The organism is Paenibacillus polygoni (assembly GCF_030263935.1).
In the GTDB taxonomy this organism is placed as follows: domain Bacteria; phylum Bacillota; class Bacilli; order Paenibacillales; family Paenibacillaceae; genus Paenibacillus; species Paenibacillus polygoni.
Genome location: NZ_CP127162.1, coordinates 2,366,938 through 2,381,368, shown reverse-complemented (window position 1 = coordinate 2,381,368; position 14,431 = coordinate 2,366,938). Strand labels below are relative to the sequence as shown.

At 38.4% G+C, this 14,431-nt stretch carries 20 protein-coding genes; all 20 read right to left on the bottom strand.

Translation table 11 applies throughout. The features are described 5' to 3' along the window. Positions 1 to 4 precede the first annotated feature (4 nt). On the bottom strand, positions 5 to 466 hold the full coding sequence (locus tag QPK24_RS11560) for an arsenate reductase/protein-tyrosine-phosphatase family protein (protein ID WP_285748848.1): 462 nt from the start codon (positions 464 to 466) through the stop codon (positions 5 to 7). A 58-nt stretch (positions 467 to 524) separates the two neighbouring features. Continuing rightward, positions 525 to 1,199: an ornithine carbamoyltransferase gene (locus tag QPK24_RS11555; RefSeq protein WP_407082976.1), complete on the bottom strand. Its 675-nt coding sequence runs from the start codon at positions 1,197 to 1,199 to the stop codon at positions 525 to 527. A 40-nt stretch (positions 1,200 to 1,239) separates the two neighbouring features. Continuing rightward, positions 1,240 to 2,390, bottom strand: a protein-coding gene (locus QPK24_RS11550; RefSeq protein WP_407082915.1) for an IS3 family transposase whose coding sequence is annotated in 2 segments (ribosomal slippage) — positions 1,240 to 2,129 and positions 2,129 to 2,390 — 1,152 coding nt in all. Because the reading frame shifts where the segments join, the coding sequence is not laid out codon by codon here. A 58-nt stretch (positions 2,391 to 2,448) separates the two neighbouring features. Further along, positions 2,449 to 2,667 carry a hypothetical protein gene (locus QPK24_RS11545; RefSeq protein WP_285748843.1) on the bottom strand — a complete coding sequence of 73 codons (219 nt, stop codon included), beginning with the start codon at positions 2,665 to 2,667 and terminating at the stop codon, positions 2,449 to 2,451. A gap of 67 nt (positions 2,668 to 2,734) precedes the next feature. After that, a complete protein-coding gene (locus QPK24_RS11540; protein ID WP_285748841.1) occupies positions 2,735 to 3,226 on the bottom strand; it encodes a shikimate kinase in 492 nt (163 codons plus the stop codon). A 27-nt stretch (positions 3,227 to 3,253) separates the two neighbouring features. Beyond that, entirely contained in the window at positions 3,254 to 3,760 is a 507-nt protein-coding gene (locus QPK24_RS11535) for a P-loop NTPase family protein (RefSeq protein WP_285748839.1), read from the bottom strand. A gap of 576 nt (positions 3,761 to 4,336) precedes the next feature. Beyond that, on the bottom strand, positions 4,337 to 4,585 hold the full coding sequence (locus QPK24_RS23585) for a DUF402 domain-containing protein (protein WP_407083016.1): 249 nt from the start codon (positions 4,583 to 4,585) through the stop codon (positions 4,337 to 4,339). Between the two features lie 50 nt (positions 4,586 to 4,635). Then, entirely contained in the window at positions 4,636 to 4,890 is a 255-nt protein-coding gene (locus QPK24_RS11530) for a hypothetical protein (protein ID WP_285748837.1), read from the bottom strand. 34 nt (positions 4,891 to 4,924) lie between these two features. Then, entirely contained in the window at positions 4,925 to 5,164 is a 240-nt protein-coding gene (locus QPK24_RS11525; RefSeq protein ID WP_285748834.1) for a DUF3977 family protein, read from the bottom strand. Between the two features lie 41 nt (positions 5,165 to 5,205). Next, positions 5,206 to 5,733 (bottom strand): HAD-IIIA family hydrolase, encoded by a 528-nt coding sequence (locus QPK24_RS11520; RefSeq protein ID WP_285748833.1) that lies wholly within the window; start codon positions 5,731 to 5,733, stop codon positions 5,206 to 5,208. Next, complete coding sequence (locus QPK24_RS11515) at positions 5,730 to 6,263, bottom strand: DinB family protein (protein WP_285748830.1); 534 nt, start codon at positions 6,261 to 6,263, stop codon at positions 5,730 to 5,732. The genes QPK24_RS11520 and QPK24_RS11515 overlap by 4 nt, the downstream gene beginning before the upstream one ends. Positions 6,264 to 6,574: 311 nt before the next feature. Continuing rightward, positions 6,575 to 7,039, bottom strand: coding sequence for a GNAT family N-acetyltransferase (locus QPK24_RS11510; protein WP_285748828.1), 465 nt, complete (start codon positions 7,037 to 7,039; stop codon positions 6,575 to 6,577). A gap of 117 nt (positions 7,040 to 7,156) precedes the next feature. Beyond that, a complete protein-coding gene (locus QPK24_RS11505; protein WP_407083015.1) occupies positions 7,157 to 7,558 on the bottom strand; it encodes a GNAT family N-acetyltransferase in 402 nt (133 codons plus the stop codon). A 32-nt stretch (positions 7,559 to 7,590) separates the two neighbouring features. Beyond that, positions 7,591 to 8,163, bottom strand: coding sequence for a GNAT family N-acetyltransferase (locus QPK24_RS11500; RefSeq protein ID WP_285748824.1), 573 nt, complete (start codon positions 8,161 to 8,163; stop codon positions 7,591 to 7,593). Positions 8,164 to 8,179: 16 nt separating this feature from the next. Beyond that, the gene (locus QPK24_RS11495; RefSeq protein WP_285748822.1) at positions 8,180 to 8,668 is read right to left on the bottom strand and encodes a GNAT family N-acetyltransferase; all 489 of its coding nucleotides are present in this window, start codon (positions 8,666 to 8,668) and stop codon (positions 8,180 to 8,182) included. Then, complete coding sequence (gene pyrE / locus QPK24_RS11490) at positions 8,665 to 9,222, bottom strand: orotate phosphoribosyltransferase (RefSeq protein ID WP_285748820.1); 558 nt, start codon at positions 9,220 to 9,222, stop codon at positions 8,665 to 8,667. The genes QPK24_RS11495 and pyrE overlap by 4 nt, the downstream gene beginning before the upstream one ends. A gap of 419 nt (positions 9,223 to 9,641) precedes the next feature. Further along, positions 9,642 to 10,025, bottom strand: coding sequence for a hypothetical protein (locus QPK24_RS11485; protein ID WP_285748818.1), 384 nt, complete (start codon positions 10,023 to 10,025; stop codon positions 9,642 to 9,644). A 647-nt stretch (positions 10,026 to 10,672) separates the two neighbouring features. Continuing rightward, positions 10,673 to 11,386 (bottom strand): metallophosphoesterase family protein, encoded by a 714-nt coding sequence (locus tag QPK24_RS11480; protein WP_285748816.1) that lies wholly within the window; start codon positions 11,384 to 11,386, stop codon positions 10,673 to 10,675. A 220-nt stretch (positions 11,387 to 11,606) separates the two neighbouring features. Then, positions 11,607 to 13,088, bottom strand: coding sequence for a glycoside hydrolase family 32 protein (locus QPK24_RS11475; protein ID WP_285748814.1), 1,482 nt, complete (start codon positions 13,086 to 13,088; stop codon positions 11,607 to 11,609). Positions 13,089 to 13,100: 12 nt separating this feature from the next. Continuing rightward, positions 13,101 to 14,351, bottom strand: coding sequence for an MFS transporter (locus tag QPK24_RS11470; protein WP_285748812.1), 1,251 nt, complete (start codon positions 14,349 to 14,351; stop codon positions 13,101 to 13,103). Positions 14,352 to 14,431 lie beyond the last annotated feature (80 nt).

Below are 14,431 nucleotides of genomic sequence, written 5' to 3'. Positions count from 1 at the left end.
CTCCCTAATTTTGATAAGCTTTTATATTTTTTATCACAACAGGTATGGCGTTATTGAAATACTCTATTAATCCCCTCATCTTCTGATCAAAACCTTCCTCATCAGGAGCCCCGATGTTTACAGGAGTATTTTGTCTCTTATAAACTTCATTAAATAGATAAATGTCCTGATTGTACTCCTTTCTTACAAACTCCCTATGTAATTCACTCATTCCAATAATAAAATCATATTCCTCAAATGACTTTTCTCCAAATGGTGTTCGCTTAAACTCGGAAACATCAATATCCATGTCCCTCATCACCTGAAAATGAAGATCTGAATAGCTGCTGATATCGCTACTCGCCCTAATTCCTGCTGAAGCAATGGTGATATCCGTGATGTGATTTAGTCTCAGGTAATTTTTCGCGCAGAACTCTGCAATTACGCTGCGAGTATAGTTATCAGTACACAGAAATAAAATATTCATATGATCACACTTCTTTCTTTACTGACATGTTCTTCCCCATGACACTCTCTACTTCGTTTTAAACTGATAAACCCAGCGATCGAATGATAATGGCTTGCTGAACATATAGTAAATTCTTTTTAAAAGAATGCCCGACAAAGTAATCTGACTGCATTACATTTTCACTTACTTCTTGATTTCGATCGAAAGGGGGACAAGGATTGAGAATCGCCCCTGGATTCGTTAGCCGCATTCTCTCTAGGTTTATTTGATATTTTTTAATATAATCTTCAGTTTGGTATTCGGAAGGAAGCGAATCTGTGAGCACCACATCACTACCCGCAAGTTTATCTTCTAGCTCCGTCCAAAACTGATAATTCTGTCCGTCCATACAGACCCTATTTCCTGGGCTGCAAATGTGTTGAAACGTAAGATCAAATACGCTGGCTATTTCTATCCATGAATTTAGAATATTTCCCGGCGGACCGACAAAGGTGTAGGTGAGTTTTTGAAAATGAGGCTTCATAGTTCGGATTGTGTATAGGTCAGCAACGATTTCACACGGATGATTCTGTGATGACATTGCATTAACAATAGGGATTTCTGCATGTTCCGCTAATTCTTTCATTACCTCAAAACTAGGATGACGGATGATCACTCCATCGATCCATTGATTCAGATAACCAGCTACATCCGAGAGTTTCTCCTTCTTATTTAGGGACTCCGGAGGGAAAAGAATACATTCCCTGGTCATAGCCCCGTCAAGTAGACATTAAAAAAAGAGGATTTTCCATTTACGCGGCGACTTTTTCCCGGAATTCGATTGGGGAGAGGTCGCCGAGTTTGTTTTGGAAACGTTCCTTATTGTAAAATGAAATATACTCCGTAATTTGGCTTCTTGCTTGTTCCAGATTATTAGGCTTTTCCAAATACAGCTTTTCCGTCTTTAAGTGGGAAAAGAACGACTCGATACAAGCATTGTCATAGCAGTTTCCACGTCGGGAATGACTCCCTGTCAACTGCTTCTCTTCAAGCAACTTAGCATAGCTTTTCGAGGTATACTGAAACCCTTGGTCCGAATGGAGCAAAGAGGGTCCATCTTTTAGTTGCTGCACAGTGTCCATAACGAGTTTTAGGTCATTGCGCTCGGAGAGTTCCCAGGCTACTATTTCGTTGTTATATAAATCCATTACAGCCGAGAGATAAGCAAATTCATGCCCAATCCGGACATATGTAATATCTGTCACAAGCTTCTGCACAGGAGCAGTCGCAGAGAATTCCCGATTTAAGACATTAGGGAACAAGGCCGATGGTTTGCGGCCACAAAACGGACGTTTCTTGCGAATAACAGAACGAATCTGAAGTTCTCTCATTAAGCGACGGACCTTCTTGTGATTCACAACGAAGCCTTCTTTTCCTAAAGCAGTACGCATTCGCTTGTAACCGAAATACGGACGAATTCGATGAATGCTCAAGATGTGTGCCTTTAGATCTGCATCACGATTTGCTCGTTTCTCTCGATGAACTAAATTCTTCTTCCATTTATAGTAGCCTGCACGTGATATTTCAGCGATTCTACATAGCCAAACTACGGGAGCCACTTTGCTTATTTCTCGAATGGACTGGCACCGGGCTTCGAAATCCAGCTTCCCTCCCCGTGCAAGTTTGGATTTAGCTTTTTTAGATATTCTACCTGCGCTTTCAGATATGCATTTTCTTCTTCCGCACTACTAAAATGCTTCTTCGCCCAACGTCCCCGGTAATCCTCAAACCCCTCACCATTTTGGCATTTACGAACCCATGTGATAATCTGGCTCTCACTTTTGATTCCAAACTTCTCCATGATTCGACTGTACGTCCACCCTTCTTCTACTCGCAAACGGACAGCCTCTTTCTTCGTTTCTTCACTATATCGATTAAAAGTTTGACCTTTCTTCGCTGACATAACAAAAATCCCCTCCGGTTTTCCAGTGTTTGAGTTCATTGTAACATGTTCTCTTTTTTCACTGTCTACCATGAGGGGATAATACCACCCCGCCAAGCTCTTTGATTCCTTTTTCAAACGTTATCCTAGTCCTTATGCTCGTATTTGGAAAAAATAAAGCGAACGTCTTTCCTTCTAAAATTTTTGAGAAGTCCCCGTTTTTTATTTGGTCTGCCATGGTAAATAGTTTTGAGATATCTTCTTGAGTTAAATCCTTTAACGTTAAAAAATGATTCATTCGCCTACTCCCTCGTGAATGGATTTAAAGTTGTTCCATAAAGTTGCTCCATTAATTACCGCATCATTCATTGAATGATCTCAATTAATTCACTTACACAATCTTCTATACTTTTATTTGAGCAATCTAGAATGGTATCACTATACCTGATGTATAAAGGAACCCTGTCATCAAAAACATCCTTCAGACTTTGCCCTTCCTTTATCACAATTCCTCTAGTTGTTATATCACCTAGTCTTCTTTCAAGTTCTTCATAGGGGAGTTGCAAATAAATAATCTGCCCGCCTTGTTTAAGGAAATTCATTGCTTTGTCGGAATATATGACACTTCCACCTGTAGATATGATGCAGTTTTCCAGTTCTAACCCAGACACGACCCTCTCTTCGATCTCCATAAACATAGAGACACCCTCTTCAGCAAGGATATCTGGTAATAACCTGTCTTCCTGATTTTGTATGACAATATCGGTATCTACATAATTCATTCCTAATGCTTTTGCGAGCAGCACACCCAGGGTGCTTTTACCAGCCCCTGACATACCTATAAGGACAATATTCATAAGCCAACTCCTACTTAGGATAATTTTCTAGCGAAAATCCATTGTTATAAGCTGTTTATAACGTTTATTATCAGTTAATCTGATAAGTTTGTGATTATATAAGCTCAAGTTTGCTTCAAAAGCTTCTCTATCCTTCTCAAAATCGCTTGTCCATTTATACATCATTTTTAACATGGCTAAATCTGCTTTGTATTGACACTGTTCAATATGTAGTTTTTGTTTTAGAAACCTAGTAAATATCCTTATTCTACGCTTCCATAACGGAGGATCAAGAAAAATAATAGTATCCGCCATTTCATATAAACAGCGATATGATTCTCTATCAGTACCTTCCATTATCCAGGATCCCTTTCGGTCAATATCCATAATTACTTCAACCTGCTCGTCTGGTGTACGTTTAACTCTTTGGTCCCCTGTCTGATAATACACAATAGAATCCAATTCATACCAACATATTTTCATCTCTGCCCCTAATTGCTTTGCTAGAGTTGTTTTGCCGCTGGCTACAATACCTACGATAAAAATCTTTCTCATTCATTTCGGCTCCTAGTATTTTACTAGCGCCCCTGCCTTAGTTAACTAATATCCTTGCATAGGGCGCTTTGTATTTGCTGCCTAATCATTTGCTATCTAATCAATACTTGACTAGAACTAACGATCCATTCAGTTAGATCAGGGTATACCGCACTCCATACCATAGTAGAGATAAACAAAGTCATGAAAATGCGCGGGAATTTTTCCTTAAGATGCCGTGTTGATTGAATCATACTGATCAGGATGAGAGGAATTGTGAAAAATGATGTAATATGCCATCTTACTTGATCGTTGTGAGTAGTCCAGCTCCCTATCCCGATGTAGTTTAAAAGACTGTCCAACAATGAGTATCCGTAGAAGTGATTGCAGCCTAGGATCAGGACCATAAACAATACACCTATCCACCACCAACCTATAGACACCTTATTTTCTCGTTTAAACAAATAATCTCCTCCAACGTAAGAAGATATGGATATAAATTCCATAATAACATAACTCATATTGGAATCCGTGTTATTCTTTATTTATCAGGCTCACTTAAAAAAATCGGCTGCTTCAGCTACCATAATCGTTTACTCAACTGGAATGTTTTTCGTGAGCTTTTAATAATAGATGAAGGTGTTCTTGACTACTCTTCATAAAAGAAAGACTCATCGAATGTAAATTCTTCATTAAGTCTTTCATTGTATTCTTTGCTAGAAGATAATCAGCTTGTTCAATTACATTTGTATTTAAAGCATCCTCCAATTCATCTATATCCTTAATAAGATATTTCCCATTCGGCAGAACAATCACATCTAAATAAAGATCATCCCAAAAAGGAATCCCTTGATCGCTGATCCCATTTTGCTTAGAAATATCGAAATACCATTGAATTATCTCTTTTTGTTATTAAACATCGTTGTAACACAGTAATTCGACATCAAGGGAAAATGTTGCATCCAATAGTAGCCATCATCAACAATAAGAACTTCTTCCCCGTTGATTACGGTAGTTAGTGGTTCCTTCACTTGATGAATTGTAATTAAGGTAGCATAACCTTTAAACTCATTATCGCGAAAATACTTGCACACAAAATTTCGATCAAGCACTCGATGCCAGTCTAATCGGTCTGCATACTTTCTTTTCACTTCATCACCTCCGCCGAGATCAATTGAAGCATCCTTATAACCCAAAGAATCCAATCATTAGTTTGAATTTCCTTCTATCCTTCTTAATGAACTTCATGCCTTCTTTGGAATCAATGATCAACACATTCGTACCTATCCATACCCGAATATATGCTGATTTCATTTTGAATGGTTTTATAAACCCTTTCATTTCACTTTCCGACCCATCGTCGTGTTCAATCTCTGTTCTAACAAACCAAGTATTCCCGATTCCGATTTCGGTATATTTCTTCAAAGATATGACTCCTTCAAGAGTTTAATATTAGACATGTGTATTTAAGTATTTAATATCCAGTCCACTGCATCATTAATATGCTCCGCTATATAATCAGGTTCGGTTTCTTGCCATTTATGTCTGTAATCCGACAGAGATGATGCCCCCCAACCCGTTTTCACCATAATTTTAGTTGCACCTACTGCATGAGCTGCTAGCATATCGGTATCCCCTACATCACCAATTACTACACACTTAGATAAGTCTAATTGATGCTTTAATGCCGCCTCCTGCAACATCCCAGGTTTAGGCTTTCTACAGTTACAAAGATCTTGTTCACTATGAGGACAGATAAAAGAATCATCAAACCCATATTTTTCAAATTCAACTCTAAAATCTTCTATGGTTGCTTCACTGCGTGAGATTCTATGCTGATTCGTAAAAGCAAACACCTTGTACCCTGCTTGCTTTAAACGGTTAATCGCTTCCTGAGCACCTTCATATTGTTTAAAGTTACTTGGATGTACAAAATGTCCAGTGCCACCTATAGTTCCATCACGGTCGATAAATACAGCTTGAAAGTCCTTCATCTAATCCCCTCCTTATTTAACGTTGACCACTTTCTAAGCTGGTTAATATGAGCCTGATGATAGCGGCTATGGTCAGCCATATGCCATATCCCCCAGCGTATTGTTGCTTGTTTTTCATTGTCATGTCCAAAATTAACAACTTTGTCTAGATCCGCATCGGTTAATTGCATACATACTGTCTCCAACCTATTTAATACTTGTTCATAGTTATACATTAGCGTGCTTAACGACATCCCTTTTACCTTGGGCAGCCTATTATTCTCGTCAATCATGGGACCATATTGTTCTGATAATGACTGAGGGAGTGGTAGTTCTTTTATTCTATAAACCCAGTTCAGATCCACATAGGTGATATGTTTGATTAACTGAGCAGTACTGTTCGATTTATGATCGGGTCCTTTGTAATCTACTTCTTCTTGTGACATCCCATCTGTAATACTCATAAGTCGGTGGCTGTTCTTTCTTACAGCGGAATATAACATACCCACAACAGGTGACATACCAGCTTGCCCTTGTAAATCATAGATCACCCTGCGACTCCCCCTTATTTAACTAATTCATATCATATAATTGAAAAGGGAATGATTTTAGCACTTCTTTTTGACCGAAAGCCGTAACTTCAATTCGCATTTCCTCAGCGCCCTCAAATAATCTCTCAGGGTTTAACATCGAAACATAAAGCTCACCATTACTATTCGGTCTGAGTTTGGAAAGCCTGATCAGGCTCTATTTGAGTCAATTCCTCAGTCGGAGTAGTGCTTGAACATCCGATATTAATTAATAAAAGTAAGGAGGTCATCCAAAAGCGCATAATCCTCTACTCCTTTCTTTGTTGAAAGAATCAGTCTAGATTCAATTCCATTGGCTCCTTACAATGCTCATATCCATTCCTTTTATAAAAATCCACTCCTTCATCACTTGGCCATACGATAATAAATTCATATTTACTTTTTTTAGCCCAATCATTGATATGCGATATTAAATTACTACCAATGCCTTTTCCTCGATAATCAGGTTTAGTATAGACATTGGTCATGTATGCAAAAGGATACGTGATTCTTCCTGGTCTTGGGACTTTGTGTATAAGCTCTATGTATATATTTGATAAAATAATTCCGTCTTCCTCCGCGATCCAAACATACCACTTACGACTTTGAAATAGTTCTAATAAAAAACCTCTGCATTCAATGTAGAAATCATCATAATTTTCATTTTTAAGTTTGCCGTCAACATCGTATTCCATGGTAAAATCCCATCTCAACCGAATGAGTTGATCAATATCTTCCTTAGTGGCTGTTCTTATCATCAGTAGTCCCCCCAGAATATGAAGCAAACTCGTAAGCGAAGATAAGTTGTTAGAGGAGAAATTGGGATTACAACCCGCCCACAACTCTAAAGATTATCTAATAAAACCTAGTGATTGTTATCGATGAAGATGATCCCAAGTATCTTTTAACAGTCCATATTCTTTAATATCACTATACGTGCCGTCTTTAAGGATCATCTCCTGTTTACATTCCCCTTCTATAATCATTCCGAGTTTTTGCAGAACAAGACCTGAAGCGATATTATCTGAATGGTGCCATGCTTTTAGCTTATGAGCGTTTATATCTTCGAAAGCGTACCTTGCAATTTCTTTCGTAGCTTCACTAGTAAATCCTTTCCCCCACCACTTTGATCCGATATAATAGCCAATCTCACACTTCGAATGTTTATTAGATAACTCAGGAAAATGGACTGATCCAATCACTTCATTTTCAAACACGATAGCCCATCGATAAAATTCAGGATTGGTAAGTAAATTGAGTAATCCATACTCTAAAATGCTACTATTTTAAGGTGATATTTTCCTAAGGTTCATCCTAACTTTCTCTTCATGAATATCGCGACTTCTCCATCAAAAGCATCACTGTTTGTATAATAAGACAAATCAACCCCCTCTATTTCAAATCCGCATTTTCTATAAAAGCATATAGCATTCATATTCGTATTCTGCGTTTCCAAATTGATTGCTCTAATTCCGTTTGACTCAGCAAGACACTTTAATTCATTCATTAGCTGCTTTCCTATAGACTTCCTTCTCCAGTCTTCTGCGACTTGGTAGTGCCAAATCAATAATGTATTATTCCATTGCATCTCTTCAGCGATCACTACCCCGACCAAATCACTTCCTATGTATGCCCCTAAGGAAAATCCTGTTGAAGCGATCTTGCTATAACGCTCATAATCTTCTTCACTATTTGTATAGGATTTATAAATCCTGCTTTCAAGTTCAGCTAATTCAATTTCGATTACCGTTCTTTCTTTCGTTTCCGTTTTGCTTACTCTATATTTAGAATCTGTAACATATCCAAATTCCCCAAGATTCTTTTGTTCTTTATCCGTGTGTTTATGTATCGGTTTTATCTGTATTGCTTCTATCGGAATCACCCTTTACTAGGATTCATTATTTAGTAAGTTCCCTGCTCATATGGATCGAGATTATTCTCTTATCGTCTATATTGACGATCTTTAAATCATAAGGTTTGAATCCATGCTTCGAATAAAATGCTAACCCTCTTGAATTTGTATTATGACAAGCTAATCGCATTGTTTTCACTGCTAAATGATGTTTAGCTTTTTCAAACATGACATTAAGTAGATATGCGGATGCACCGTGGCCCCTATACTTAGGGGAGACAATTACATTACCGAGCCAACAGATACTTTTTGCTAAGTCATATCCATATATATTCGCGTAAGCAATCACCTCTTCCGTTGCTTGCTCTATGATTACAGTAGGTTCTAACCGATCCTTCAATAAATCTACTATTTGATTGGGTGTTAAAGGGTAAATAAATGCAGGACTTATATACTTCAATTCTTCTTCTGATTGTGGAAATGTAGAGATTGCGCTCAAGTCTTTCTCTTCTAGACTTCTGTAGACGTACTTCATGCCTTCCCCTTTATCAAATTCAAGTCACTTGCGTCTTGAGCTGCCTCCACTAATTCTTCCATCTTAAATAATGAATGTAATGTAAGTCCTTCTGCTTCTAGTCTCTTTCTGCCTTCTATGTCTCTTTCTATTACAATCACAACATCTGTTACAATGGTTCCGGCTTCTCTTAAGTCCTTAGCACTTAATATTACTTGACCGCCTGTTGTTACCACATCTTCAACAATACAAATTCGCTTTCCCTTCACATCCATACCTTCAGCTAATTTACAAGTACCATATGCTTTAGCCTTTTTTCTTACAAATGCTGCGGGGATACCTGATTTCAAGGAAAGTGCCGTCGCTACCGGTACACCGCCCAGTTCTAGGCCTGCAAGCACTTCAGTGCCTTGGGGTATCAATTTTTCCAGCTCTGAAGCAATTTTGGATAACAACTCAGGTTTTGCTTCGAATAAATACTTATCAAAATATTCATTTGAAACTTTCCCTGATCTTAATAGAAATTCTCCCGTTACATGCGATACTTCATAAATTTCTTTAGCTAATTCCTTCATAAAATGACCTCCAAGTATTGGTATAATAGTTTTCGTGATTTCTATCTTTAGTTTGTATTTTCAGAAAACTTAACCTATGCTCAAACTGTTGTTATCCGATGTTTATGTTCCTATGAATTCTCATCTCGATGATAGCTCGGCTTTGTTATTCCAATATTATACAGTTTTCTACTAAAAGGCGATAGCCTTTCAAGCGAGCTTCCATTGTAATAGATGATTGTTTCTTCGAATGGGGACGAACGATAGGAGGACGATAACTTTATGGTTCATTCCTGCCATTCCACTTTCTTAAATTTTTGTTGAGCGCAACATTAAGAGGCAGTATAGAACTATAAGCTCCATACTGCCTCTTTCATTCTGCTTTTCCTTCAGCCTATATAGGGAATGAATACGCTTACGTTATCGATATCCTTGCTTGGTCATAGACTTTCGTATTTGGTAAGCCATTCTTTCCCTGTACTCCAGCCTCCGACCTGGTTTTCATCCTTTAATATGTCTTGACATGCTTTTGCCATGATCCATTCCTTTAATCCATCTTCCTTACTATTCTTGAGCTCGTTAAGTAAAAATTCCAAACCCTTATCTCCGGATGCTAATATCTCGTCATATAAATTTTGATTGTCCTGAATATAGGCGGCAGGGTTACTTGATACAAGTGCACTGTTGTTATCCATGATGGACACCAAGTTTCTCTCTATTTGGTTACCTATATCATTTGGCTCGGCATTTTGATTAGATTGACATGCAATGAGAATGGATAAATATAGAACGGTCGTTATACTAATGAGTATTTTTCGTTTCATAGGATAACCCTCTCTTATGAGCCGTATTATTTTTACAACATCGAATTAATGCTTTCTGCTTCTGATCCTAAACATGATGACTATAAGAACCGTAAGACTAATAATTGAAACTGGTAGTAACGTCTTTCCGCTGGCACTCTGTATTGAACTTTTTTGAGATGCGAAGTAAAACTTATTATCCATCTTAACTGCTACCGCATCTTGAGTATTGATATCCTTAATTTCAAAAATCAGACTTCCCACGGGTAAATCATTTGATTCACCGTTTTTCTTTGGCATGGGAGCTCTTTGGCGCTCAATCTTCCCAATCTCCTTGCCAATATTGTTTATATCTATCTTTACATCAGAAACTAGGTACACAGAGTTATTTAGAGCGATTGCACGAGGATAGCTTTCGGCGAATGCCTCTCCTGTGTTAAATGAAGTCACAATGAATACCATGACAACGAGCAGTAGTCGTTTTAGGTTATACAGAACCCCGCCTCCTTGTAATCCGGATAATCCTTAACTTAAACACAAGATGGATGGAGATTACTCGTTAGGTGTTTCGTGAGGTCTTTTTCTCCTCAATTTATATCTACACTTTCGCGCTCATTTACTTCTAATTCATCATTAGTTCTTTGTTCAAAAAATGGGATTCACTATATTTAAACTCCATGAAATATCTTCAGTATAAATTCTCTGTCTGGAACTTTACGTCTTTCGTATGAATTCAAAAAATCAGTATTATCATATGGAATTTGAATGCTCTCCACATTTATGCCTGATTCACTTACTTCTACAAAACCATATCTTGCAATAGGTTTATGATTACAACCTAAAGAGCCAGGATTAAAATATACTCTCCGATCTGACGTTAAATGGTGAATAACATGATGATGTCCAAAACAAACGAGGTCATAATCAGAACTTGAATAAAAAGAATCCAGTTGTTCTATTGATGGATTTTTCTCAATTGTAAGGTAATGGTCTGTCATATCTAAATGATAATGAGCAAAATAAAACGTATACCCTAAAACCTCATATATTATCTTCTTAGGAAGATCGGTTATAAATTCAATATAGTGCTTATCTATTCGATCAGCCAACCATTGATGATGTGCTCTTTCATTATGATGCCCGAGAGGTGGATCTTCGCCTCTAAAGGCTGCCGCCACAGCTAGTTCATGATTCCCTAGAACATACGAGACGTTTTGAGTTTCTAATAACATTGACATCACTTCATTACTGTCCGGTCCTATTCCTACCATATCTCCTAGGCAAAAAATATGATCCGCTTTTCGTTGTTTTATATCTTCAAGAACCGCTGCTAAAGCAGAGGCATTTCCATGGATGTCTGTAATAATGGCATAAGATTTCATTTGATCACTACTTCCTGTCCATTTTAAATTCCTCTAGCATTATTTATCCTAATATAGCTTTAAACGTGTTCACTCGATAAAAGTTTTAAGATTCTCCATTTTAGGTTTTTATTTATGGTTTAGCTCTATAAAAGAATATGCTGATAACTACATCGCTAAACAAAAAAGACTGCTTTCGAGTCACTGTAATGGCTCAGAAAAGCAGTCTTTTGTTTCATCGTTATTCAGCTTGCCAGATATCTTTCAAATTCCAATAGGTTAATCCATTTACCTTAGCCTCTCCGCCTTCAGTTACGAGTTCAATGCCTAATAGCTTCTCACTCGGATAGATGCGGCTTGTCATCGTAGCTTGTCCTTCATTCGCAAACAATTCAATCGATGAGCGATCCACATATACATGCAATGTCAGCTGACCCTCAGCACTTAAAGCTGTACGGCGAACGCCATCTGTTTTCTTACCTGATTTGGAACAATCAAGCATAAGCTTCTGATCCGGGATTGAATAAGTGATCACTGTTTCCTCATGATCAGTACCACGAAGCTTCAAGCCTACGAGATCCGCACTTGTTTTCGTCAAGTCGAACACAACCTTCACTTCTAGCAGATCGGCTTCAACTTCCGTCAATGAGCTCACAGAAATAACTTGATCTTGGAGTACAACATGTTCACTTTGACGAAGCAGCTTCATTTCATCAACAGGGTTCATGAGAACCTTGTTATTCTCACCGAGTGTAAGTACACGTGGAATCGTCAGCGCACCGCACCAACCATCTGCTTTAGTCGGCATCTCGGATTCCCACATATCCATCCAACCGATCGCAATACGGCGACCTTGATCATCAAGGAAGGTTTGTACTGCATAAAAGTCATGACCGTTATCAAGCTCTATAAACTCGCCATGTTTATATTCATTCGTGTCATAATCATACTCGCCGACATAGTACCCCGTCTGGAATAAGTTATTGTACTTATCTCCCTCAGCATCAATACCTTGCGGGGAGAACATAAATACATGTTTGCCGTCTAGTTCAAAGAAGTCTGGGCACTCCCACATAAAGCCCATATCCTTGTCTCCTTGCAGAAGCACACCGTGATACGTCCACTTTCTAAGATCAGGCGAAGTATAAAGAATAACACGCGGCTGTTCTTCTTTTGTGCTATTCCCTAGGATCATGTACCAGGTATCCTCATGTTTCCATACCTTTGGATCGCGGAAATGCTGGGAGCTGTCAGCCGGAGGCTCAGCGATTACAGGATTCTGTTCTATTTTTGTAAAATGAATACCATCCGTGCTAACGGCCACATTTTGGTTCTGGAAGAAGATATTATTGGGTTCATCAATATAGTGATGTCCTGTGTAGATGAGTGTCAGTTCGCCGTTATTATCTACAGCGCTTCCGGAGAAGCAGCCATCAAGGTCACATGCATCTCCCGGCGCTAATGCAATCGGGCAATGCTCCCAGTGTACAAGGTCCTTACTTTTAACGTGACCCCAGTGCATGGGTCCCCAGTTCTCATCATAAGGATGATGCTGATAAAAAGCGTGATATTCACCTTTATATTGAATCAGTCCGTTTGGATCATTAATCCAGTTTGCTGGTGCCGTAATATGATACCCTAAACGGTAACGTTTGTTCATTTTCGCTTCTGCCTTTTTCAAAGCATTATCCGCTTGCTTCGTATTGTTCTGATATGTGTTCATAAAGTCATCCTCCTACGCTATTTCCATATTTGAATTAGTTTGAGTTTGTGGTTCCAGATGATCAGGCTTTTTGGGATCTCTCTTTAAGGTGAAGATTGAGATTGTTGTAAAGGCAAGTACGACTATACCCATAAACAAGTAGGTGTTCGCAAACCCTCTAATGTCATAAAGCACACCGGCAATGGGTGAAAGGATCGAAGCTCCTACCTGACTCGTAAACTGATACCCTACCAGATATAAGATGGATGACAAACGCGTGTCAAAATTAGCAGCCAAATACTTAAATACAGAGATCAGCATGATAGGCAGTTCGAGTGCGTGAATCAATTTCATAGCTGAGATGCCATAAGGTCCAACAACTAACCCGGAGCCCATAATACGGAATGACATTAAAAACCCTGCCAATATCAGGCCCTTTTTAGCACCAATTTTATTAACAACAAACGGAGCTAAGAACATCATTCCTGCTTCCAAGAACACTTGGAAGGAATTTAAGTAACCGTACACCTGATTGCCTAATGCAACGCTAGCGAATGCCGATGAAAAGAAAATCGGAAACTGCTGATCATACACATTGTAAATACACGTTACACCAAGGACATATACAATAAAGAACCAAAAATGCTTATCTGTAAACAATTTACCAACTTGCCTAAAGTTAATAGATTCAGCCTGTTCTATGTCGGATTCTGTTATCTCCACTTTAATTGACATCATGATGAAGAATAGAATGACAGCTGATACCGATGCAATCCAGAAGTTAATGTTTGGGTTGATATTAAAGAACTGTCCAGCAAAGAAGGTTGCTGCTGCCCAACCTAGCGAGCCCCACATACGAGATTTGCCGTATTCAAAGTCATATTTACGGCTGACTTTCTCCACATAAGATTCGATAGCACCGATCCCCGCCAAGAAAGCAACACCTAAGTATAATCCACCTACAATGGCGCCAAGAAATACATTGTACTGAAGCAATGGTCCGTATACAAAAATATAGAATGGACCCACAATTAAGAGCAAACCGCTAATTAAAAATAAAATATGTTTCTTAAGTCCAATTTTATCAGAGATAAATCCATAAAGCGGTTGCATACATAATGCAAAGACAGCGTTTACAGTAAAGATAATACCTGTTTCAGCACCATTCAGATTGATTTCTTGCCCGAGCCAAATCGAAAACAATGAATAACTGGCTGACCATGTAAAGAAGAAAAAGAAGAAATAGGCGCTTAGTTTCCAGTACATGCTCTTTGAATGTCTCATATCGAACGCTCCTCTAAGTTGACCAATAATGTGATGTAAACACGTTAACGCTTACAAATCGATTATATGTCAACCGCTTT